Origin of the sequence: Pseudomonas sp. NPDC077451, from assembly GCF_044543345.1 — a bacterium.
Lineage (GTDB): Bacteria > Pseudomonadota > Gammaproteobacteria > Pseudomonadales > Pseudomonadaceae > Stutzerimonas.
Genome location: NZ_JBITVX010000001.1, coordinates 588,532 through 611,996 on the forward strand (window position 1 = coordinate 588,532; position 23,465 = coordinate 611,996).

Below are 23,465 nucleotides of genomic sequence, written 5' to 3' on the forward strand. Positions count from 1 at the left end.
ACAGTCTCCCTTTTCAAGGCTTGGGGTGCGGTGCGGTGTCGGCCAGTGCATGCAACGCAAAGCTGCGTGCGTAACCCGCCGGATCGCTGCCATCCCAGCGACTGCCGTCCATGAGAATGGCGTTGCGCATGGGTGAGTCGGGCACAGGGATGTTCAAGGCAGTCGCCGCGTCACGGTAGAGGCTGGTCTGCTGCACGCTTTGCGCCACGGCGAGGTAATCCGGATCTTCGCGCAGCAGGCCCCAACGGCGTAGCTGAGTCATGAACCAGAGGCCGTCGGAGTGGTAGGGCATGTTCACTTCGCCGTTGCCAAAGAAGCGCAGCGGGTGCTTGTCCAGCCAGGCATGGCCGAGGCCGTCTTCATATTGACCGAGAAAGCGCGGCTCGATGGCCGCAACGGGCGCATCGACATAGTCGCTACCAGCGATCAGTTGTGCGGTGCTGCGGCGGTTTTCCTGGCTCTCGTCTATGAAACGGCTGGCCTCGAGGATGGCCATGACCAGCGCACGGGCGGTATTGGGGTACTGATCGACGAATTCGCGCGTGCAGCCGAGCACTTTTTCCGGATGGTCCGGCCAGATCGATTGGCTGGTCGCGATGGTGAAGCCCATGTCTTCTTCAATGGCCTGCGCGCCCCAGGGCTCGCCGGCGCAGAAGCCATCGATGCGACGCGCCCGTAAATGGGCCACCATCAAGGACGGCGGCACCACCAGCGTGCGCACGTCGGCCAACGGGTGAATGCCGTAGGCGGCCAGCCAGTAGTAGAGCCAGAGTGCATGAGTACCGGTTGGAAATGTCTGCGCGAGGGTTAGTTTTGCACCACTCTGGCGCACGCATTTGCCGAGCGCATCGGGATCGGTCACGCCGGCGGCCTTCAGCTCGCGGGAGAGGCTGATGCTCTGACCGTTTTGCGCCAGCCCCATCAGCACGGCCATGTCCTTCGGTGCACCGCCTCCGATGCCCAAATGCACGGCGTAGATCAGCCCGTAAAGCCCATGAGCGGCATCCAGTTCGCCTTCAACGAGTTTGTCTCGCACGCTGGACCAGGAACTCTGCCGTTGCAGGTTGAGCGTGAGGCCGTAGGGCTGGGCAAAGCCCTGGGTGGCGGCGACGATCAGTGATGCAGCATCGGTCAACGCCATGAAACCAAGGTTCACGACATGCTTTTCTGGCGCGTCGCTGCCGGCGACCCAGGCTTTGGCGTCAGGGCGGAGCGAAGGGGTGGGATCGGTCATGCTGAGGGGAACCTTTGCCATGCGAAGCGCACACCGTCCGGAAGGGGTTCGGTGCGAGCCGGGATAACTGACTCAGGTTTAGCAAGCCACATGCCAAGCGCAGGACACGACGCGTCTATCTAGTCGGAGCACGAACAGCGGCAGTGGCGAATGGACTGGTCGTCACCCCGGAACCGGGATCCCGCAATTCAGCGCGGATACAACGGCGGCAGTGCGCTGGCTTCCCGCTCTGCATCGCCAGCCTGTCTTGCCGGCAGGCTCTGAATGGCCTGCCACAAGGCTTCGCCCTGCCAGCGTTGACCGGTCTCGCTGTACAGTGCACCGTTTAGCCCATCGAGTGCGTCGGACAGCGGCTCGAAGCGCGCCGCCATATCGGCCAACGTCTCGGGCTGCTGACGCGCCCAGGCATCAAGTGCATGGCGGGTAGCCTGGGTGTCATTGGCCAGGCAGGCCCGTTTCAGGTCATCGAGCAGGCTGCGCGGGGTCGGACCGGTCTGCACGGTGCGGATCACCGCAGGTTGGCTACGCGCATGCAGCCACAGGCCAAAACCGAGCAGGGTGGTCAGCGCCAGCAAGGCGCTGCTCAGCTGCCAAGGCCACAGCCGACGCGCTTCACGCTGTTCAGGCACGTCTGGCGTGTCAATGGTGGGCTGTTGAAGGTTCGGGTTGTCGGCGACCAGCAGGTTCCGCCCAGGCAAAGTGCTGCGCTCCAGGCGATCGTCAAGGGTGTTCCACCAGACCACTTCAACGGGTGGGAGCTGGAAATCACCGGTGCGCGTCGCGACCAAGGCTTCGCGCTGCTCGCGACTGCCGCTGACGCCGTTGGTGGTGATTTCGTTGTTCAGGGTCGGCTGGTCGGGGTAGCTGCGCAGCCCTGGAACCTCGGTCGAGCCGATGGGTGGCAGCTGGCTACTGGTCAGTCCGTCCGCTTTCAGCAAAAGGCTGCGGGTCAGGGCTTCACCCAGTTGAGCGTCCGCCGGTTCCGGACTCCAGGCTTCGACCAGCGTCAGGCTCCGGGCAGGCAGCCAGGGGACGTCGGCGGGATATTCAGCTGGCTTGGCTTTGACCGTCAACGGAATGGTGGGAGATTTCACCTGAGTCGAACGCCCGAACCTGGAGCCGTACTGATCACCGGTCGCCGGTGCGACCGTGGTGGCGCTGAACAGCTGTGCGGGGATCGTCAGCTCGCCGCTCTTCTGCGGAAACAGCGCGTAGCGGATTTCGATCACGCCGTGGCGAACCCCATTGATGTCTTTTTCATAGGTGCGTGGTTCGCCCAGTCGCTCCACCAGCGCGTCGCTCATTTGCAACGGGGACAAGGTGCTGTCGTCGTAAAGCGATACGGAATGGTAGATACGCAGGGTCAGCAGCACCTGTGCCTGCACATAGGCCACTTCCTGATCGAGGCTGGCGTCGATGAAAATCGGCGCAAGAAGATCGCTATCGCCCGCACTGGGCTCGGTGACATGCAAGGTGATGGGTTCGCTGCGGGCATCGCCGAGTTGCAGAGGGGGAATGACGACATAACCGGTCTGCTGTGGCTGGAGCGTGACCTGCCATTGGGTTATCGCCTTCGCCTCGCCATTGGCGCCGGCAAGCTGGTTGCTCTGGCGAGTACCAGACACCTTGAAAAGGCCGTCGAGTGGCTGCAAGTCCGGCTTGCCAAAGGCGGTGCCATCGGCCGTTTCCAGGGTTAGTTCGACCGTTTCGTCCAAGCTCAATTCGGTGCGGTCGACCCGAGCGAGCAAGGTCGCGGCGTTCGTCTGCAGGCCCAGCAGCAGCAGAAACACCAATGTCAGCCAGCGCATCATCGATTCAATTCCTGCCGTTTGCGTTGTTCATAAAGAAACTTGCGCCTTAGCAGCTCGCCGGGGTCGTCCGGAATCTTGCGCAGCCACTGGTTCATTGCCTGATCCTGCTCGGGATCGACGGGCACGTCCTGTGCCTGTGCGATCGGCTGGTCGGTCGCTTCTGAGTTGGACTCGGGAGGGGCCTCGTTCTGTGTTTCGCTCGAAACCTCGCCCGCTTGGCTTGGCGGGGCCTGCGTCGTGGCTTGATCCGTCGAAGCGGACGATGCGGCTGGCCCTTTGCTTCCGCGCGCCTGCTTGTGCTGCGTGGTTTCAGGTGTCCGTTCTTGCGGTGTCGGCTCGTCGGGATTGGCTTCTTCCTGAGTCTGTTGCTGGCGCAGGGCCGCTTCGACTGCGGCTTTATTACGTCGCGCAACGTCCAGGCCGGGGTCCAGTTCCAAGGCTTGCTCATAAGCCTCGATGGCGGCTTTCAGCTCATCATTGCGTGCCAAGGCATTGCCGCGGTTGTAGTGGTCGTCTGCGGAGTCGCCCTGGCTGAATTGTTCGGCGGCGCCGGCAAAGTCTCCGGCCTGGTAGCGCGCATAGCCCTGCCACTGGTGATTCTTGAAGCGTTTTGCGGCTTCGTCTGGGCGAGAAGACTCCAGCAGGCGCATGCCCTGCTGATCGGGGCGTAGCCAGAGGTCGTCGAAGCTTAGAGCGCTGGCGGGTTGCGGGACGAACAGGAAGAGTGGCAAGCAGAAAAGCCAACCCCGGCGCCCGGCACAGGCGGCAAGCAACAACAGGGGCAATAGCAGCCAGTAGCCTTGGTCATGCCAGCTGTCGAGACGGGTGGTCTCGTCTTGCGCCACGAGCTTGCCGTTGCGTTCGAGCAAACCGAGGTTGCGCAGGTCCGCATCATCGACTCGAGCCTGCTGATAGCGTCCACCGATACGGCTGGCAAAACGCCGCATGGCAGTGTCGTCCAGCCGAGGAATGATGATGGCGCCTTTATCATCTTTGAGGAAACTGCCGTCCTCACGGGGAATCGGAGCGCCCTGTTCGGTTCCGATGCCGAGCAGGAGCAGCGACTGATCGCTGTCTTCGAGCAGTTGCTCAATTGCTGTGCGTTCTGGCGCGCTCAGGCTGCTGCCGATCAGCAGCAGGCGGCCGCGGCCGTTGGCGCCCTGCTGGAGCAGTTCGATGCCTTGCATCACCGCCAGATCAGCGCGGTAACCAGGTTCGGGCATAAGGTCGGGTTTCAATGCATCCAGAAGGTTTTGCGTGGTGGCCATGTCGTTGGACAGCGGCACCAAGGTGTGAGCGCTGCCGGCGAATACCACCACCGCCGTCTGCGCGTCCTGACGGGTCTGGAGCAAATCGATGATCTTGCGTTTGGCCTGCTCGAGCCGGCTTGGGCGCACATCGGTTGCCAGCATGGCCGGGGTCGTCTCCAGCAAGATCACCAGCGGGTCCGAGCGTGACAGGCTGGGCTGCTCGATCTGCTGCCAGCTTGGCCCCAATAGCGCCAGACAGATTAAAAGCCAGGCGGAGCCAAGCAGAAGCCAAGGGAGCTTGCTGTTACGCAGCTTGCCGCGGGTGAGCAGAACGCTATGAAAGGCTTCGGGCAACAGGCGCTGCCAGCGGCCTGTCTGGCGCTGTCGATGCCATAACCGCCACAACAGCCATATCGGTAGTGGCAAAAGGATTAACCAGAACGGTCTGAGCAAGTGCGGCAGAAGTTCGCTCATGATGGCGTGCTCCGCCTGCCGAGTTGACGCAGCGACAGCGGCCAGATGCTGCGCGCGACCAGCAGCCAGCTGAACAGCAGCGCGGTCGCCAGTGGCCAGGCATAAAGCGCAGTGGCCACGCGTGCCTGAGCCGGCTGTTGGGCTGCAGGTTCGAGTTGGTCGAGTGTGGTACCGACTGCTTCTAGTTCTTCATGCGTACGCGCTCGGAAATACTCGCCGCCGGTTTCATGTGCGATTGCGCGCAGGGTCGTTTCGTCCAGATCGCCGCCGGGGTTGAAACCGAAGCGGTTAAGCGTGCTGTCACTCGCTTCTGCACCGATGCCGATAATATGCACCTTGACGCCTGCCGCCGCGGCGAGTCGAGCCGCGAGCAAGGGCTCGACTTCGCCACCGTTATTTGCGCCGTCGGTAATCAGCACCAACACGCGACTTTTCGCTGGCCTTTCGCGCAGGCGCTTGACGGCTAAGCCGATGGCGTCGCCGAGGGCCGTGTTGTTCCCGGCGATGCCGATCACAGCCTCATCGAGCCAGGTGCGTACCGTTTGCCGGTCGAAGGTCAGTGGTGCCTGCAGGTAGGCCTTACTGCCGAATAGGATCAGCCCGACGCGATCGCCGCGCCGTTCGGCAATGAAGTCACCGAGCAGGTGTTTGACCAGTTCTAGCCGGCTGACCTCTTCGCCTTGCCATTGCATGTCCGGGTAATCCATGGACCCGGACACGTCGACCGCGAGCAATAGGTCGCGACCATTAGTGGGAAGCGGCAGCGGTTCGCCAAGCCATTGCGGCCGCGCAGCCGCGAATACCAGCAGAAGCCAAATGAGCAGGTAGGGTAGCTGCTGTCGCCAGCCGGGCAGGGCGATCGCGGCGCGGCGGCCGGCTATGGCTTCCAGTTCGGCCAGAAAGCCAACCTTCAGCGCCGCGTCGCCACTTTCGGACACTGGCAAAAGCCAGCGCAACAGCCAGGGCAGTGGCAACAGGAGCCAGACCCACGGCCAGGCCAGCTCAAACATGCTTGCGAATCCAGATCTGCACGGACTGTTCTAGGCCTTGGATGGCCTTGTCGTCCAGCCGGCACTCGGCGCGGTAAGTGCCTTCAACCAACACCATCCAGCGAGTCAATCCGGCCGCCGGACACCGACTGTCAAGAAATGCGAGCCAGGCACGCCCGCTCAACGTATGTGGGTGATCGTCCGGGTAGCGTATCCGACACAGGCGTTTGAGCAACGCATTGAGCTGTTGCAGCCAGTGGCTGGCCGGCTGGCCGTTGTAGGGCTTGTCCAACTGGGCAAGTTCCAGCAGTGCGGTCTGGCGCTGCGGGTCAAGGGGTTGTTCGTGTTGGCTCAAATCGCCTCGCTTCCCGCGCTGGAGTCGCTTCCAGGGTCGGAATTTCAGCAGAAGAACAACGCTGAGCAGCAGGGCGGCGAGGAACCACCAGCCGGCCGCCAGCGGCCACCAGCTTACAGCCGCTGGGGTAATGAGGGGTTCAAGCTCAAGAGCGTTCATCGGGGCGCGCCTTTATGCTGCCCGATGAGGTGCTCGCGCATCTGTTCCACTAGTTCACGCGTGGTATTCAGCGGCATTAACGGCAGGCGTAAACGGTCAGCCAGACGTTTCCAGCGTGCGCTGCGCGCTTCGCCTTGCAGTCGGTAGGTGTGTCGCAGCGCGGCGTCATGGGTGTCCAGCTCCAGCCGTGCGCCGAACTGCGCAAAACGCAACAGTCCGGCTGCCGGTAGTGCACGATCGAGTGGGTCACAGACCGGGATCAGCAGCAGGTCGACATGCCGCGCAAGCAGGGTCATCTGCTGTTCCGCGGCATCGCTCAGGGCGCGTTCGTCGCAGATGATGACCGCCAGGCTACCCGGACGTAGCACTTCGCGTGCACGCCTGAGGGCCAGGCCAAAGGCCTCGGGGTCATCGGGCTGGTCGGCTTCTAGACTGGCATTGGCGCGGGCCAGGCGGTCCAACAGTTGCAGCAGGCTCTGCTTGCTGCGCCGGGGTTTGATTTCTTGCTGTTCGCCGCGCCCGAAGACGAGACCGCCGACGCGGTCGTTGTGACTTAGCGCGGCCCAACCCACCAGGCTGGCGGCCTGGGCAACCACCACTGATTTGAAGGCCCGCTCGCTACCGAAGAACAGCCGTGGACTTTGTTCTACGAGCAAATAGATGGGTCGTTCGCGTTCTTCATGAAACAGCTTGGTATGCGGCTCCTGCGTGCGCGCAGTGACTCGCCAGTCAATGGTGCGGACATCATCACCGGCCTGGTAGATGCGCACCTGATCGAAATCCACCCCACGCCCGCGCAGCTTCGAGTGGTGCAAGCCGACCAACTGGCTGCGCCGATGCGGGCTGGTAAACAAGGGCACTTCACGGACGCGATGACGCATGTCGATCAGCTCGGCAAGGCTCACCCGGATCCCATCGTCGGGCTTCGTAGGCGGCGACCTGTCGTCGGCGGACCGCGAGGGTTGCATCAGGCCACCGCGACCACGTCGAGGATGCGCTGCAGGACGCGATCCTGATCGATACCGGCGGCTTCCGCTTCGAACGAAAGGATCAAGCGATGGCGCAACACATCGAACAGCACGGCCTGAATGTCTTCAGGGCTGACAAAGTCCCGGCCAGCCAGCCAGGCATGGGCGCGGGCACAGCGATCCAGCGAGATCGAGCCGCGCGGGCTGGAGCCGTAAGCAATCCAGCCTGCCAGCTCTGCGTCGAACTTAGCGGGGGTGCGCGTCGCCATGACCAGCTGTACCAGGTATTCCTCCACCGCGTCGGCCATGTACAGGCCAAGGATTTCCTTGCGTGCGGCAAAAATTGCCTGCTGAGAAACTCGATGCTCGGGCGCGGTTTCGCCATTGATTGCTTCACCGCGCGCCTGTTGGAGGATGCGTCGTTCCACCGAAGCGTCGGGAAAGCCCAACTTAACGTGGAGCAGGAAGCGGTCCAGCTGCGCTTCGGGCAGAGGATAGGTGCCTTCCTGTTCGATGGGGTTCTGAGTGGCCATGACCAGAAAGAGTGGCGACAGGTCGTAGGTGCTGCGGCCGACGCTGACCTGCCGCTCGGCCATGGCTTCGAGCAGCGCCGACTGGACCTTCGCAGGCGCTCGGTTGATTTCGTCCGCCAGCACCAGGTTGTGAAAGATGGGGCCCTGCTGGAATACGAAACTGCCGGTTTCCGGCCGGTAGATCTCGGTACCGGTGATGTCGGCAGGGAGCAGATCGGGCGTGAACTGGATGCGATGGAATTCCGCTTCGAGGCCACCTGCAAGCTCTTTGATCGCCCGCGTTTTAGCCAGTCCTGGGGCGCCTTCGACGAGCATATGGCCATCAGCCAGCAAGGCGATCAGCAGACGCTCGATTAGCCGTTCCTGACCAAGGATCTGAGTTGAAAGAAAGTGTCGCAATGCGACTATGGCTTCACGGTGATCCATCGCTTGGCTCTTCTGCAGGGGCGTGTCGGGGCGGGCGCTCGACCGGCACGACTTTAATTCATTACCGAGGGGCCGGCTATGCGCGGCTCGGCAAGTTCGTCACGCCAGATCAGCCGATGGTCTGTACTGGCCGGCGCCGCGCATTGTTCGTCATGCGCCTGAATTAAATGTGACTGCTGGGTCGCTGGCGTCGCCAGACAAAGGAGACCAGCGTGGGGTGCATTCCCGGTCCGCTGAACTAACGTTGAACTTACAGGTTGCGTTGCCGGTCAGGTCCCGCGACTGCCCAAGTCGAATTCCAAGCCAGAATGGAGCGAAAAAATGGCGTTCTTTACAGCTGCCAGCAAAGCCGATTTTCAGCAACAACTGAAAGTGGCCCTGGCACAGCATGTCGACGAGAAACTCCTGCCACAAGTGGGGCTCTTCGCCGAACAGTTTTTCGGAATCGTCGCATTGCCCGAGCTGACTCAGCGGCGCATGACCGACCTGGTTGGCTCGACGCTGGCCAGTTGGCGTCTGCTGGAGCGCTTCGACCCGAGCAGCCCTGTCGTTCAGGTATTCAACCCCGATTATGAAAAGCACGGTTGGCAGTCGACCCACAGCGTGGTCGAGGTGCTGCACCCGGATATGCCATTTCTGGTCGACTCGGTGCGCATGGAACTGACCCGTCGTGGTTATGCCATTCACACCCTGCAGAACAGTGTGCTGCAGGTCCGCCGTGACGGAGACGGCAGCCTGGTCGAATTACTGCCAAAGGGCAACTCAGGTGAAGACAGCGAAGCTGAGTCGCTGATCTTCGTCGAAATCGATCGCTGCGCCAGTGCTGCGGCTCTGCATGAATTGGAGCAGTCGCTGCATGGCGTGCTAGCTGAAGTACGCCTGGCCGTCACCGATTTTCCGGCGATGAAGGCGAAGGCCGAAGAGCACCATTCCCGCCTGGCGATGCTGCAAACGGCTGATGATGCGCAACTGGCTGAAAGCATGGAATTCATGCGCTGGCTGGCTGACGATCATTTCACCTTCCTCGGATACGAAGAGTTCACGGTTGTCGACCAGGGCGAGGGCGGCCGCATTATATATGACGAGGCGTCGCTGCTAGGTCTGTCGCGCCATCTACGCACAGGCCTTGAAGCAGATGATCAACTGATCATGCCGCCGGCCTTGGCCTATCTGCGCGAGCCGCTGCTGCTGTCATTCGCCAAGGCGGCTACTCCGAGCCGGGTGCACCGGCCGGCTTATCCGGATTTCGTCTCCATTCGTGAGTTCGACGAGCAAGGGCGGGTTACCCGTGAGTGCCGCTTCCTCGGGCTGTTCACGTCCTCGGTCTACACACAGAGCGTGCGGCGAATCCCTTATATTCGGAGCAAGGTAGCGGAGGTGATCGAGCGGTCGCAATTCGATGATTCGGCGCATCTGGCCAAGGAGCTGACTCAGGTATTGGAAGTGCTGCCGCGCGACGAGTTGTTCCAGATGACGCTCGATCAGCTGTTCAGCACCGCTATCGCCATTGTGCAAATTCAGGAGCGCAACAAGCTGCGCCTGTTCCTGCGCATCGATCCGTATGGGCGCTTCTGCTACTGCCTGGCCTATGTCCCCCGCGACAGTTATTCGACCGAGACGCGCCTGCGTATCCAGCAGGTGCTGGTGGACCGCCTGGAAGCCAGCGGCTGTGAATTTTCCACCTACTTCTCCGAGTCCGTTTTGATCCGCGTGCAGTTCCTGCTGCGTCTGGATCCGAACAAGCAGGTGCAGTTCGATCCGGTCCAGTTGGAAAACGAGGTGGTTCAGGCCTGCCGAACCTGGCAAGACGACTACTCGAACGTGGTCATCGAGCGTTTTGGCGAAGCCCAGGGTACCGGCATTCTCGCCGACTTCCCTAAAGGCTTCCCGGCTGGATATCGGGAGCGTTTCGCGCCGCAATCGGCGGCTGTTGATATGCAGCACGTGCTTAGCCTCAGCGGGCAACGGCCGTTGGTGATGAGCTTCTATCAGCCGATCACGGCGATGGAAAACCGCCTGCACTGCAAGCTCTATCACCTGGATACACCGCTGCCGTTGTCCGACATGTTGCCGATCCTGGAGAACCTGGGGCTACGAGTTCTGGGTGAGTTTCCCTTCCATCTACGGCGCAAAGATGGCCGTGAATACTGGATCCACGATTTCGCGTTCACCTATGCAGAAGGGCTCGAGATCGATCTGATGGAGATCAACGAGCCGCTGCAGGACGCGTTTATTGCCATCAATAACGGCCAGGCGGAAAATGACGCGTTCAACAGGCTGGTACTGACCGCAGGGCTCACCTGGCGCGAAGTCGCGCTGTTGCGCGCCTACGGCCGGTACCTCAAGCAGATTCGCATGGGCTTCGATCTGGGCTATATCGCCAGCGCTTTGCTCAACCACACCGACATCGCACGCGAACTGGTGCGGCTGTTCAAGATGCGGTTCTACCTGGCGCGCAAACTCGGCGAAGAGGACCTCGCTGATAAACAGGCGCGGCTGGAGCAGGCCATCATCACGGCTTTGGATGATGTGGCGGTGCTCAACGAGGACCGCATCCTGCGGCGCTATCTGGCGCTGATCAAGGCAACGCTGCGAACCAACTTCTATCAGGCCGATGCCAGCGGCAAACCGAAGAGCTATTTCAGCTTCAAGCTAGACTCGCGGTCGATTCCAGAGATGCCGCGCCCGGCGCCGAAATTCGAAATATTCGTCTATTCACCACGTGTGGAAGGCGTACACCTGCGAGGCGGCAAAGTCGCGCGAGGCGGCTTGCGCTGGTCCGATCGGGAAGAGGACTACCGCACCGAGGTGCTAGGACTGGTTAAGGCGCAGCAGGTGAAGAACGCCATCATCGTGCCGGGGGGCGCCAAGGGTGGTTTCGTGCCACGTCGTCTGCCTACCAACGGCTCGCGCGATGAGGTGCTGGCCGAGGGCATCGCTTGCTATCGAATCTTTATCAGCGGCCTGCTGGACATCACCGATAACCTCAAAGAAGGCATCGTCGTACTGCCTGTCAACGTACTGCGCTACGACGAGGATGATCCTTACCTAGTGGTTGCCGCTGACAAGGGCACCGCAACCTTTTCCGACATTGCCAATGGCATCGCTGCGGAGTACGACTTCTGGTTGGGCGACGCCTTCGCATCGGGTGGTTCTGCTGGCTACGACCATAAAAAGATGGGCATCACCGCTAAGGGCGCCTGGGTCTCGGTGCAGCGGCACTTCCGCGAGCGGGGCATCGATGTCCAGCGCGACAACGTCAGCGTGATTGGCATTGGAGACATGGCTGGCGATGTGTTCGGCAACGGCTTGCTGATGTCCGACACCTTGCAGCTGGTAGCCGCTTTCAACCATCTACATATCTTCATCGATCCCGACCCGGACGCTGCGCGCAGCTTTGTCGAGCGGCAGCGCCTGTTCGATATGCCGCGCTCATCCTGGACCGATTACGATTCTTCATTGATTTCCGCTGGCGGTGGCGTGTTTCCCCGTTCAGCCAAGCGCATCGCGATCACGCCACAGATGAAGGCGCGGTTCGAGATCGAGGCGGATCAGCTGACCCCGGCCGAACTGATCCACGCATTGCTCAAGGCGCCGGTCGATTTGCTATGGAACGGCGGCATTGGCACCTATGTGAAGAGCACCGCGGAGACCCATGCAGACGTTGGGGACAAGGCCAACGACATCTTGCGGGTCAACGGGAACGAGCTGCGTGCCAAGGTCATCGGCGAAGGCGGCAACCTGGGCATCACCCAGTTGGGGCGCGTCGAGTACTGCTTGCAGGGCGGCGCGGCAAATACGGACTTCATTGACAATGCCGGTGGGGTGAACTGCTCCGACCACGAGGTCAATATCAAGATTCTCCTCAACGAGATCGTCAGTGCTGGAGACATGACCGGCAAGCAGCGCGACCAGTTGCTGTTCGAGATGACCGACGCCGTGGCCGAACTGGTGCTGCACGACAACTACAAGCAGACCCAGGCACTATCGCAGGCCGAACGTCGCGCCCATGAGAGCGGCAGTGAATACAAGCGACTGATCAGTTCCCTTGAAGCTGACGGTTTGCTGGATCGCGCGCTTGAGTTTTTGCCGAGCGACGAGGTGCTGGCCGAGCGCGCAAACCTGGGCAAGGGATTGACGCGACCTGAGCTGTCGGTGCTGATTTCATACAGCAAGATCGAACTGAAGGAGGCGCTTCTGCAGTCTCGCGTGCCGGACGATGCCTATCTTGCTCGGGAGATGGAAAGCGCATTCCCGCAGCTGCTAGCCGAGCAGTATCGCCCGGCGATGCTGCAACACCGTCTCAAGCGCGAGATTGTCAGCACGCAGATCGCCAACGACCTGATCAATAACATGGGGATCACCTTCGTTCAGCGGCTCAGAGAGGCGACTGGCCTGAGTGCCGCCAACGTTGCGGGTGCTTATGTAATTGTGCGGGACATCTTCCATCTACCCCATTGGTTCCGCCAGATCGAAGCGCTCGATTACAAGGTCCCGTCCGAATTGCAGCTCAACCTCATGGATGAACTGATGCGGCTGGGGCGGCGAGCGACCCGCTGGTTCCTGCGCAACCGTCGAAGCGAGCTGGACGCTGCACGTGACGTTGGGCACTTCGGGCCGCGGGTCGCGGCGCTCGGGTTGAAGCTCGATGCGCTGTTGCAGGGCGGAACACGCGAGCTCTGGCAGGCGCGTTACGAGCGGTACACCGACGCCGGGGTCCCCGAGTTGTTGGCGCGAATGGTGGCCGGCACCAATCATCTCTATACGCTGCTTCCAATCCTGGAAGCTGCTGATGAAACCGGGCAGCCACCTGCCGACGTTGCCGCGGCTTACTTCGCGGTCGGCGGCGCGTTGGAGTTGCCTTGGTACCTTCAGCAGGTGACGGGTCTGCCGGTGGACAACAACTGGCAAGCCCTGGCTCGGGAAAGCTTCCGCGATGATTTGGACAGTCAGCAGCGCGCCATTACGGTATCGGTGTTGCAGATGGCCGAGGCGCCTGAAAACCTAGATGCACGCGTTCAGCTTTGGCTGGAGCAACGGGAATATCAGGTCGAGCGTTGGCGGCGAATGCTGGTCGAGCTGCGCAGTGCCAGCAGTGTGGATTACGCCATGTACGCTGTTGCCGGTCGCGAGCTACAAGACCTCGCGCTGGAAAGTGCGAGACGCTAGGTGCGATTCACCGCCGGGTTTCCTGGCGGCTGATTTCGTCTGAGATGAAACGCCGGTGCCTTGTGCATCGGCGTTTTTTATTCAGCTGCAAATGGTGCTGGTCGGGGAGGGGTTGCCTGAGCTCTGTCGCAGTTGCGTCGGATAGGTCAATCCGCTTGTAGCGTCCGGTTGCCGAGGCGGAAACGCGTGATCTGCGGCAAGTCGCGCAAGTAGCGAACCATATCCGGAGCGCCGGCGAGCTTGAGTCCTTCTCCCAAGGCATTCGCAGCGGGTTGCGCCTTGTCCAGCAATAGCAGTTCGGAGTTATTAGCGTTGCGCAGCAGCGTCAAGCGCGCATAAGGAATCTTCGCTTCGAGCAGCAGCCCCATGAATCCTCGGTCGCTCCACGCTTGTGCTGGCATGGTGACGGCGTGGTAGTCACTATCGAGGGCCTGTAGACCGGCTGCATCGAGCCGGTAATCGGTGAGTTCGCAGGGAAGGTTGACCTCCAGCCCCCGCAGCCGTGCGTAAGCGATTGCACAGGCGAAGGCCTCGGCATGGTGCTCGCCACTCCAGTAAATCCGCTCGCCGAGCCAGCTGGCTTGACGAAGCTCGATTGGGGTCTGTTCGTTGTAGCCCGGCAGCGCAGCGGTGATGGTCCGTATGAAATCCTTGTAGCTGATCACGCGTAACTGGCGACAAGCGGGTGTAGCGGCCAGTGCTTCGAAGGTCGGGTAGACTGCTCCGTCAGTACTTTGCCCACCGAGACCGTCAACCTGACGTAAGTCGAGCGATGGATAAGCGCTCTGTTCCTGACGCACGAGCCGCGTCAACGCAGCGTGAGCCTTGGCCTTGTCTTCCTGAATCGGGCCAGATAGGGCGCTTCTCGGTAGATCAGCGAATCGCTGCAGACAAGGGCCGTCGTGCCAGAAGATGCTCGGCGCCGGCTCGGAGAGCGGGGCAAAGGGTAAGCTGATCTGGCTGGCGTGCTCGAGGACCTGACGCGGCGATTTGCCGGTCAATCCAAGGCGTTGGGCAAATCTGACGATTCGTGAAGTCACGGGCGGCATCGGCTCGGGCAGACTCATCATGGTAGATGAACGCATAGGGCAACGGTCGAAGTGTGGCAGAGCCGTCCACGCTGTGCACCGTATTTGCCGAGCTTTTCTACGTCGAGTTCGGCAACGAACAGCAGTGATAGGTCACTGCTAGAGAGCCGGTATGGCAAAATCGCTGCGCTGATCAATGAGGGAGCCTCCATGCCAAGCCTCTTGCTGGATATTGCACTGCCCGCCGATAAGCTGCTGGCGGTCTATCAGGGGCGCGCCAATCGTATCCTGATCAAAAGCCGGGAAGGAAAGAGCGTCAGCTTGCCGGCACATCATCTGCGACCCTTTCTGACAACTGCCGGTGTGTTTGGTTCATTCGAGATGGAGTTTGCTCCGGAAGGCAAGTTGATTCGTTTGCGCCGACTCGAATAGACGTCTTTCTTTGAATGATCCAGATCAGGGCGCTACGTTGCGCCCGCTGTGAGTAATGCCCGCCTGCTATACTCTCGCGCCACACTTTCCAGGATCTAGGCTGCGTATGTATAACCTGGCCCGCCAGCTGCTTTTCAAGTTTACGCCTGAGACGTCCCATGAACTGTCGCTTGATCTTATCGGCGCGGGCGGCCGTTTAGGCCTTAACGCCATGCTGAACAAGGCACCGGCCAGTTTGCCGGTGCGGGTGATGGGATTGGATTTCCCTAACCCGGTGGGACTGGCGGCCGGACTGGATAAGAACGGCGAGGCGATTTGCGGGATGTCGCAGCTCGGATTCGGGTTTGTCGAAGTGGGTACTGTGACGCCAAGGCCGCAACCTGGTAATCCAAAGCCGCGCATTTTTCGGCTGCCCGAGGCCGAAGCCATCATAAATCGTATGGGTTTCAACAATCACGGCGTCGATGCCTTGCTGGAGCGGGTCGATGCGGCTCGTTTCAAGGGCATCCTGGGTATCAACATCGGCAAGAATTTCGACACGCCGGTCGAACGCGCTCAGGATGATTACCTGTTGTGCCTAGACAAGGTCTATCACCAGGCGAGTTACGTCACTGTGAACGTCAGTTCGCCCAATACACCGGGGCTGCGCAGCCTGCAGTTCGGTGACTCGCTCAAGCAGTTGCTTGACGCGCTAGGCCAGCGCCGCGAAGACCTCGAAGTGCTTCATGGTAAGCGTGTGCCGCTGGCCATCAAGATCGCGCCGGATATGACCGACGAGGAAACCAGGCTGGTTGCCGAAGCGGTATTCCAGGCCGGAATGGATGCAGTTATCGCGACCAACACGACGCTGAGTCGTGACGGTGTGGCAGGGCTTGCCCATGCCGATGAGGCGGGCGGGCTTTCCGGTGCTCCGGTGCGAGAAAAGAGCACCCACACCGTCAGGGTGTTGGCCGAAACCTTGGCGGGCCGCCTGCCTATCATTGCCGTTGGTGGGATCACGCAAGGGCGCCACGCGGCAGAAAAAATCGAGGCCGGAGCAAGTCTGGTCCAGCTTTACACGGGTTTTATATATAAGGGGCCAGCGCTGATTCGCGAGGCTGTAGACGCCATCGCTGCACTGCAATCTCGGAAGGAAACGAATCGTTAAGCTGTTCTTCGGTGGGGCTCCCGATGGGAGCCCCGGGCTTCAAGCCCGCCGCCCGGATGGGGCGTGCCAGTCGAAGTCGGTTTGATTGTGTCAGCCGACCGCGTGAAGTTCGTTCAGTCGGTGGATACCGGCCGCGCCGGTCAGACCGTCCCAGTTGTCGCCGCGACCCTCCCGCCAGCCGTTAATCCAGGCTTGGCGTACTTCGGGATGAGAAAAAGGACAGAGATCGCGAGATTTACCGTGTATGCCATGCTGATAACCGCGTAGAAATGCTCGTTCCATCGGATCACGCTTGAGTCTTCTCATTGGGTATTGCCCTCAGTGGTTGACTGGTGTTTCCGTTGTCCTCATGGCGAGGTTGGCAGATAGACTGCCGGTGAAGCCCGCTGCCGGCGTGGCGGGTTCTTCCGGCATCGTTGCGATGCCGGGCTGAGTCGAGTTCTAACCCAATGACTGCAAAGCGGGAATGATCGTTTTGTAATAAGTAGGTCACCAAATCGTAGCACCGCCTATAAGGCAGGCAGGGAGCGCTCCCGGCGCTCCCGGTGTTGTACCGCAGCGTCTGCTTCGCGACGAAAGACAGTCGGAAACCGCGCGATATATCGAATCGAGATTCGGAAGGCTGCCCAACCGAATCGAATAATTGACTGGACATGACATGACTGATCGCCACGAACTTATCCTCACGTGTCCTAAAGGACTCGAAGGCCTGCTGCTCCAAGAAGCCAAAGAGCTCGGGCTCGAGGAGACGCGTGAGCAAACCGCAGCAATTCGCGGCTATGCCAGCATGGAGGTTGCCTATCGGTTGTGTCTCTGGTCTCGGCTGGCTAACCGAGTACTGTTGGTGATCGAGCGCTTCGCCACGGTGAACGCCGAAACGCTGTATGAAGGTGTGCACCAAGTCGACTGGTCAGAGCATCTCGCGGCGACCGGTAGCCTGGCGGTTGAATTCAGCGGTCATGGATCTGGCATCGACAATACTCACTTCGGCGCGCTCAAGGTCAAGGATGCCATCGTCGATCGACTCCGTACGGCGACCGGCGAACGCCCCAGTGTCGATAAGTTGAATCCGGACCTGCGTGTCCATCTGCGTTTGGATCGTGGGCAGGCGGTGCTATCTCTGGATCTGTCCGGACACAGCCTGCATCAGCGCGGCTACCGTCTCCAGCAGGGCGCGGCGCCGTTGAAAGAGAACCTCGCAGCCGCCGTACTGATTCGTGCGGGCTGGCCTCGCATTGCTGCTGCTGGCGGCGCGCTAACCGACCCGATGTGTGGCGTCGGCACCTTTCTTGTCGAAGGCGCAATGATGGCGGCAGATATTGCACCTAATCTCCGCCGCGAACGTTGGGGATTCAGTGCCTGGCTCGGACATGTGCCGGCACTGTGGAACCGTCTGCATGCCGAAGCACAGGCGCGTGCCGAAGCGGGCATGGCCAAACCGCCATTATGGATACGTGGCTACGAGGCCGACCCACGCCTAATCCAACCGGCGAAGAACAATATAGAGCGAGCGGGGCTGGCGAGTTGGATCCGGGTCTATCAGGGTGATGTGGCGACGTTCGAGCCTCGGCCTGACCAGAATCAGAAAGGCCTCGTCATCTGCAATCCTCCGTATGGCGAGCGTCTGGGCGATGAGGCGAGTCTGGTTTATCTCTACCAGAACCTCGGTGAGCGACTGCGACAGGCCTGCCTCGGCTGGGAAGCGGCGGTGTTGACCTCCGCACCGGAGCTGGGCAAGCGCATGGGAATCCGCAGCCACAAGCAATACGCCTTCTGGAACGGTGCGCTGCCTTGCAAATTGTTGTTGATTAAGGTCGAACTGGACCAGTTCGTCACTGGCCAACGTCCATCCGCTACTGAGCCAAAGAACGAAGACAAACCTGTGCAGGAGTTGGCGCGCCTCAGTGAAGGCGGCCAAATGTTCGCTAACCGGCTGCAGAAAAATTTGAAACTCTTGGGCAAGTGGGCCCGCAAGCAAGGTATCCAGTGCTACCGCCTGTACGATGCCGACATGCCCGAGTATGCCCTGGCGATCGATCTATATGGCGACTGGGTGCATGTGCAGGAATATGCGCCGCCGCGCTCGATTGACCCTGAGAAAGCCCAGGCGCGACTGTACGACGCGTTGGGCGCCATCCCTCAGGCGCTGGGCATTTCCCAGGACCGTGTTGTGGTCAAGCGTCGTGAGCGCCAGAGTGGAACGCGGCAGTACGAGCGTCAGGCCAGTCAGGGAACCTTTCTTGAAGTCACAGAGGGCGATGTCAAGCTATTGGTGAATCTCACCGACTACCTCGATACCGGGTTGTTTCTTGACCATCGGCCGATGCGTCAACGTATCGCGCGCGAGGCGGCTGGCAAGCGTTTCTTGAACCTGTATTGCTACACCGCAACTGCAACCGTTCACGCGGCCAAGGGCGGCGCTCGCAGCACGACCAGTGTTGATCTGTCGAAAACCTATCTGGATTGGGCGCGACGCAATCTGGCACTGAATGGTCTGTCAGATCGACAACGTCTGGAGCAGGCTGACGTTATGGCCTGGCTAGAGGAGGATCGTGGCGAATACGATCTGATCTTTATCGACCCGCCGACGTTCTCCAACTCGAAGCGCATGGAAGGGGTGTTCGATGTCCAGCGCGATCATGTCGCTTTGCTCGACCTGGCGATGGCGAGATTGGCTGCTGGCGGCACGCTGTATTTTTCCAACAACTTCCGCAAGTTCCTACTCGACGCGGGCGTGGCCGAGCGCTACGCCGTGGAAGAAATCACCAGCGCCACTCTGGACGAGGATTTTCGCCGCAACAGCAAGATTCATCGTGCCTGGAAACTGCAGGCACGCTGATCGACTTCTGGGTGGGGCGCTACTGCGTTGCGGTCCCAGCGCAGCGCACGAGTGGTGCCTGAGGCGGTTACCTAGGGTTGCTGCCGTAAGTCCAGCGCCGGCGGCGGTCTCTCGGCGCCGGCACTGAATTGACTAACGTTGCGCGGTATTTTCGTTGGCCGGACGGTTGTACAGACTCACCAGTACCTGATCCAGCACCGAGGAAGCGCCCCACGGGCGAGGATGGTTGAGGATCGCGACGACGGCCCAGGTATTGCCGTCGTTGTCGCGGCTATAACCTGCAATTGCGCGCACTGTGTTCAGCGTTCCGGTCTTGACATGCGCCTTGCCGGCAACCCCTGTATTGCGCAAGCGCTTGCGCATGGTGCCGTCCACCGCGGCCAGCGGCATGGATGATATGAACTCTGCCGCGTATGGGCTTTTCCAAGCGGCTTGTAGCAGGCTGGCCAGTTCGCGTGCGCTGACGCGTTCGGCCCGCGACAGGCCGGATCCGTTCTCGATGACCAAGTGCGGCGAAATCAAACCCTTTTTCGCCAGCCACTGGCGGATGACCCGCTGCGCGGCCATGGAATCATCTGCATCCGCTTCGTTACGGAATTCGGCGCCCAAACTCAGGAACAACTGCCTCGCCATGGTGTTGTTACTGTACTTGTTGATGTCGCGAATGATCTCGACCAGATCTGGCGAGTAGGCTCGTGCGATCATCTTTGCATCCTTGACCACCGGCGCTACTCGATCCTCGCCGAGAATAGTGCCGCCAAGCTCCTTCCAGATCGCCCGTACCGCACCGGCGGCGTAGCGCTGGTGGTCGAGTACTGACAGGTAAGTCTGTCCGCTGCATCCAGCCGGCAGCTTGCCGGTGACGACCACGGTTACCCCATTACCGTTTTCAATCGGGTTGTAGCGGATGTCCGGCCATCCCGGGCATTTGGCTTTTGGCAATGCCTGAATGCGATTGTCGATCTGAACGGTGGCAATTGGCGGCTCGACCAAGACTTTGACGTTGCCGCCATCGTTGCGGGCGATGAAGCGAAGTGCCTTGAGGTTGACCAAGAGTGCATCTGGTCCGACCAGGAAGGGCTTGTTCTTGTCATTGCCATCGTCGTCGAAGACCGGCAACGTCGGTTGCACGAAATGGCTGCGGTCGAGGACAAGATCGCCCGTAACGGTATCTACGCCGTTGGCGCGCAGGTCTCGCAGCAACAACCAGAGCTTTTCCATGTTGAGCTTCGGATCACCGCCGCCCTTGAGGTAAAGGTTGCCATTTAGCGTGCCGTTCTCAATCGGTCCGTCAGCATAGAACTCCGTCTTCCACTGGTGGTTAGGACCCAGCAGTTCCAATGCGGCGTACGTCGTGACCAGCTTCATGGTCGAGGCTGGGTTAACCGAGACGTCCGCGTTAACGAACGTCGGTGATCCGTTGCCATTGAGCGGCAGCATGACGACGGAGAGCGCGCTGTTCTCGATCTTGTTTGCCTTAAGCGCCTGCGCCACGCGGGGCGGTAAGGTTTGATTGACGGTTTCGGCGAAGGCGGGAAACGCCAGCGGCAGCGCTAGCGCGGCAGCGGCGACACGGGAGAGGAACTGGCTAATCGCGCCGCTCCGATTGACTGGGGCAGACAGACTCGAGATCAATGGCATATAGAGGTTCCCTACAGCGTTCAGGGAAGAATGGCGGGCCATTATGCCCACGTCCGAGAAGTGTCGTGCTTCTCATCCGACAAGCGTAGACGTCTGGCTCCCTTCCCTGCAAATAAAGACTTAGCGAGCTGTCGCCGTTTTGGAAATATTGGTCTAGCAGGCCGGCCCGGCAATCGCACTAGCCGTCCGTTGCTGTTAGAGTGCGCGCCGTTATTATCGTTATGTAAGGACCGAATCAATGGCTACCAATCGCTCGCGTCGTTTGCGCAAAAAACTTTGTGTCGATGAATTCCAGGAATTGGGTTTCGAGGTCAGTCTGACCTACCGTGATGGTCTCGAAGCCAAGGCGGTCGATGCGTTTCTGGAAGCCTTCCTGAGCGAAGCCATCGAGATCAACGGTCTGGGCTATATTGGCGGCGAAGATTACGGTTTCGTCTGCCTGGCCAGTCGCGGCTCGGTCAATGAAGAGCAGCGCGGTCAGGTAGAGGCTTGGCTCAAGGGCCGCGAAGAACTGTCCGAATTCAACGTGAGCCCGTTGATGGACGTTTGGTACCCGGAAAACGAGATCAACGCTAAGGCGTGATCGAATCATCCCTGCCCTGATCGGTTGCGGCTGGATGCCTGGATTTGCGCAACGCAATCCGGGTAACCAGCCGGCGCAGTAAGTACATGAGTAAGGTAACAACCAGCGCCACGCCCACGCCAATGGCGGCATTAATCAGACGCAGCTGTGGCAAACCCCAATCTTGCGCCAACGTTTCGGCCAGCAGAACGAAACTCAAGGTTGTCTGCAGAACGAATAAGCCATAGTGGTGTGATTGGAATGCGCGGCTGAGCATTACCAACGGCAGCATGATCATGACCATCATGGGTGGATCGGCCAGGCTGTGGCCCATATAGATCAACACCGCCGCTGCACAGAAGATCCCGATGCTGGCTTGCAGGGCGCGAACGAAGCTGCGCTGAAGGTCCATCTGCAGAGTGGTGAACACCGCAAGCGTCAGCCAGTAGCCTCGGGGCAGATCTGCCAGGGTTACAATCAGGCCGCCAATTGCTGCTGCCAGGACGTAGCTAATCGCGTGCAGCCGCCACTGTCGAATGGGTGTGCGCCGTGCTCGGCGGCGCAACACTTTCAACAAGCTCAACAGTCGTGGCATATACGGCCACATACGCAAGCCATGCATGCCTCGAAGACCGAAAGCTAGAAGAGTGACCCAAAGGCCGCCCAGCGCGAACAGCGCGGCAATCGCCTGAGGATTGTTGAAATCGCCAACGCCATGCTGGCCCTGGCCCAGACACAAGCAGATGGCCAGACCTATCCCGAGCTTACCGGCCTCGCTGCCATATCGTTGCAGCCATGCGAGCAACAGGCCGTAAAAGGCAAACAGGCCGAGACTGATCAGGGGGTGTGTCGCTGACCAGAAGCCGAGCCCGGCGCTACCGGCGCCAAGCCCAATCAAGAGCAGCATTCGCAGCATGCCGAGGCGGTGGAGTGGGTTCGCCTTTGCTGCCTGGAATGCACCAACCGTCGCCCACAGGAAGCCTGGATGCCCGCTAAACAGTCCCAGCAGCAAGGGCAGGGCGCAACCCAGACCGGCGACTGCGGCAGCACCCCAGGCGGGGCGCCCAGGCTGCCAGCCGACATACTTCCATAGCGACTTCTTCATCAGACTCACGTCGGGCTCGAGCGTCCGGTCATTTCGCTGGCCATCTCGGTCGCGTAGCTGTCAGTCATGCCTGCGATGAAGTCGATCATTCGAACAAACGATTGATACAGCGGCCAGTCAGGATCTGGTGCGTTGTTTCCTAGCAGATCCAAGATGCGGCGATTCTTGAACGATAGAGTGCGCCCCCCGTGTTGCTCCAGTGCTGCCCCACAGAAGGCGTTGAGCAGTATTTCGAGTGTCGTATAGGCGCCAATCTCGTGCAGTGTCTTGCGCTTGTCTTGGAAAATCTTTTCCCGGGCCATAGCCTTGGCCTGCAGGACGCATTGCTTGGCTGGGCCATGCATATGCTCGACCAAATCTCCAGTAAGCTGACCGGTCAGCAACGCCTGCTGTTGTTCGACGAAAGCTTCCGCGGCGGCATTGGTGAGATGCTCAATGGCCTTGCCCCTGAGGATCGCCAGCTTGCGCCGACGTGAGCCTTCTGGGCCCAGCTGCCGGTAGGTCTCAGGCACGTCATCGCCCACCAGATTCAGAAGTAGGGCTTCAACCTCGCCATATTCCAGAAGGTCCATCTCAAGGCCATCTTCGAGATCGATGAGCCCATAGCAAATATCGTCGGCAGCCTCCATCAGATAGACCAGGGGGTGTCTCGCCCAGCGTTGCTCGTCCAGCTTTGGAAGGCCGAGCTTAGCGGCGATCTGCTCCAGTAACGGCAGCTCGCTCTGGTAGCAACCGAACTTGTGTTTCTTGTAGCCAAGCGCCTCAGCATGACGCGATGTCCAGGGGTACTTGAGGTAAGTTCCCAGCGTCGCGTAGGTCAGGCGTGTGCCGCCGTCGAACTGATGGTACTCGAGCTGGGTGAGCACCCGGAAACCTTGGGCGTTGCCCTCGAAATTGAGGAAATCAGCGCGTTCGGCATTGCTCATGTCATCCAGCCAACCACGTGCGGCAGCCTGTTGAAACCAATGGCGGATGGCATCCTCTCCGGAGTGGCCGAACGGTGGATTGCCGATATCATGAGCCAAACAGGCGGACTGGATCACCATGCCGAGGTCTGCTGGGCTGCACCACTCTGGCATGTCATCGCGAAGCACTTCACCCACGCGCATGCCGAGCGAGCGGCCAACGCAGCTGACCTCCAGCGAATGGGTAAGGCGTGTGTGAATATGGTCGTTGCTTGATACCGGATGCACCTGGGTTTTGCGCCCAAGCCGGCGGAACGCACCGGAAAAGATGATCCTGTCGTGGTCCTTGTGGAACGGACTCCGACCAAGCTCTTCATTGCTGCGTACAGATTTTCCGAGCCGCTCACGATTGAGCAGCGTGTGCCAGTCCAAAGAGCA

General features: G+C 60.4%; 17 protein-coding genes. 5 read left to right on the forward strand and 12 right to left on the reverse strand.

The annotated features are described in order from the left end of the window. Positions 1-13 precede the first annotated feature (13 nt). The 7 genes from ACIGHL_RS02785 to ACIGHL_RS02815 form a co-directional block, all read right to left on the reverse strand. A complete protein-coding gene (locus ACIGHL_RS02785) occupies positions 14-1,234 on the reverse strand; it encodes a CmpA/NrtA family ABC transporter substrate-binding protein (RefSeq protein WP_128119248.1) in 1,221 nt (406 codons plus the stop codon). Between the two features lie 188 nt (positions 1,235-1,422). After that, positions 1,423-3,045, reverse strand: a complete 1,623-nt coding sequence (locus ACIGHL_RS02790; RefSeq protein WP_128119249.1) for a BatD family protein — start codon at positions 3,043-3,045, stop codon at positions 1,423-1,425. Further along, complete coding sequence (locus tag ACIGHL_RS02795; protein ID WP_128119250.1) at positions 3,042-4,769, reverse strand: VWA domain-containing protein; 1,728 nt, start codon at positions 4,767-4,769, stop codon at positions 3,042-3,044. Before ACIGHL_RS02795 ends, ACIGHL_RS02790 begins: the two co-directional genes overlap by 4 nt. Beyond that, positions 4,766-5,779, reverse strand: coding sequence for a VWA domain-containing protein (locus tag ACIGHL_RS02800; protein WP_128119251.1), 1,014 nt, complete (start codon positions 5,777-5,779; stop codon positions 4,766-4,768). The genes ACIGHL_RS02795 and ACIGHL_RS02800 overlap by 4 nt, the downstream gene beginning before the upstream one ends. Next, on the reverse strand, positions 5,772-6,272 hold the full coding sequence (locus tag ACIGHL_RS02805) for a DUF4381 domain-containing protein (protein WP_128119252.1): 501 nt from the start codon (positions 6,270-6,272) through the stop codon (positions 5,772-5,774). Before ACIGHL_RS02805 ends, ACIGHL_RS02800 begins: the two co-directional genes overlap by 8 nt. After that, positions 6,269-7,240 (reverse strand): DUF58 domain-containing protein, encoded by a 972-nt coding sequence (locus tag ACIGHL_RS02810; protein ID WP_128119253.1) that lies wholly within the window; start codon positions 7,238-7,240, stop codon positions 6,269-6,271. The genes ACIGHL_RS02805 and ACIGHL_RS02810 overlap by 4 nt, the downstream gene beginning before the upstream one ends. After that, positions 7,240-8,199: an AAA family ATPase gene (locus ACIGHL_RS02815; RefSeq protein WP_046162160.1), complete on the reverse strand. Its 960-nt coding sequence runs from the start codon at positions 8,197-8,199 to the stop codon at positions 7,240-7,242. The genes ACIGHL_RS02810 and ACIGHL_RS02815 overlap by 1 nt, the downstream gene beginning before the upstream one ends. 321 nt (positions 8,200-8,520) lie before the next feature. Between ACIGHL_RS02815 and ACIGHL_RS02820 the strand changes: the two genes are divergently transcribed. Continuing rightward, positions 8,521-13,368 (forward strand): NAD-glutamate dehydrogenase, encoded by a 4,848-nt coding sequence (locus ACIGHL_RS02820; RefSeq protein WP_128119254.1) that lies wholly within the window; start codon positions 8,521-8,523, stop codon positions 13,366-13,368. 146 nt (positions 13,369-13,514) lie between these two features. Here ACIGHL_RS02820 and ACIGHL_RS02825 read toward each other — a convergent pair whose 3' ends face one another. After that, positions 13,515-14,438, reverse strand: a complete 924-nt coding sequence (locus ACIGHL_RS02825) for a DUF6685 family protein (protein ID WP_128119300.1) — start codon at positions 14,436-14,438, stop codon at positions 13,515-13,517. A gap of 168 nt (positions 14,439-14,606) precedes the next feature. On the opposite strand from ACIGHL_RS02825, the gene ACIGHL_RS02830 reads away from it, so the two are divergent. Both ACIGHL_RS02830 and ACIGHL_RS02835 read left to right on the forward strand, forming a co-directional pair. Continuing rightward, a complete protein-coding gene (locus ACIGHL_RS02830) occupies positions 14,607-14,828 on the forward strand; it encodes a DUF2835 domain-containing protein (RefSeq protein ID WP_045431722.1) in 222 nt (73 codons plus the stop codon). Between the two features lie 106 nt (positions 14,829-14,934). Then, a complete protein-coding gene (locus ACIGHL_RS02835; protein ID WP_128119255.1) occupies positions 14,935-15,975 on the forward strand; it encodes a quinone-dependent dihydroorotate dehydrogenase in 1,041 nt (346 codons plus the stop codon). A 90-nt stretch (positions 15,976-16,065) separates the two neighbouring features. On the opposite strand, the gene rmf is transcribed toward ACIGHL_RS02835, so the two are convergent. Next, positions 16,066-16,281 (reverse strand): ribosome modulation factor, encoded by a 216-nt coding sequence (gene rmf, locus ACIGHL_RS02840; RefSeq protein ID WP_082082129.1) that lies wholly within the window; start codon positions 16,279-16,281, stop codon positions 16,066-16,068. Between the two features lie 352 nt (positions 16,282-16,633). Between rmf and rlmKL the strand changes: the two genes are divergently transcribed. Beyond that, on the forward strand, positions 16,634-18,814 hold the full coding sequence (rlmKL, locus tag ACIGHL_RS02845; protein ID WP_128119256.1) for a bifunctional 23S rRNA (guanine(2069)-N(7))-methyltransferase RlmK/23S rRNA (guanine(2445)-N(2))-methyltransferase RlmL: 2,181 nt from the start codon (positions 16,634-16,636) through the stop codon (positions 18,812-18,814). A gap of 132 nt (positions 18,815-18,946) precedes the next feature. Here rlmKL and dacB read toward each other — a convergent pair whose 3' ends face one another. After that, the gene (gene dacB, locus ACIGHL_RS02850) at positions 18,947-20,407 is read right to left on the reverse strand and encodes a D-alanyl-D-alanine carboxypeptidase/D-alanyl-D-alanine endopeptidase (RefSeq protein WP_216707270.1); all 1,461 of its coding nucleotides are present in this window, start codon (positions 20,405-20,407) and stop codon (positions 18,947-18,949) included. Positions 20,408-20,693: 286 nt separating this feature from the next. Between dacB and ACIGHL_RS02855 the strand changes: the two genes are divergently transcribed. Continuing rightward, positions 20,694-21,038, forward strand: a complete 345-nt coding sequence (locus tag ACIGHL_RS02855; protein WP_128119257.1) for a YggL 50S ribosome-binding family protein — start codon at positions 20,694-20,696, stop codon at positions 21,036-21,038. On the opposite strand, the gene ACIGHL_RS02860 is transcribed toward ACIGHL_RS02855, so the two are convergent. Both ACIGHL_RS02860 and ACIGHL_RS02865 read right to left on the reverse strand, forming a co-directional pair. Next, the gene (locus ACIGHL_RS02860) at positions 21,028-22,122 is read right to left on the reverse strand and encodes an FUSC family protein (protein ID WP_128119258.1); all 1,095 of its coding nucleotides are present in this window, start codon (positions 22,120-22,122) and stop codon (positions 21,028-21,030) included. The genes ACIGHL_RS02855 and ACIGHL_RS02860 overlap by 11 nt on opposite strands. 5 nt (positions 22,123-22,127) lie before the next feature. Continuing rightward, a complete protein-coding gene (locus ACIGHL_RS02865) occupies positions 22,128-23,459 on the reverse strand; it encodes a deoxyguanosinetriphosphate triphosphohydrolase (RefSeq protein ID WP_128119259.1) in 1,332 nt (443 codons plus the stop codon). Between the last annotated feature and the right edge of the window lie 6 nt (positions 23,460-23,465).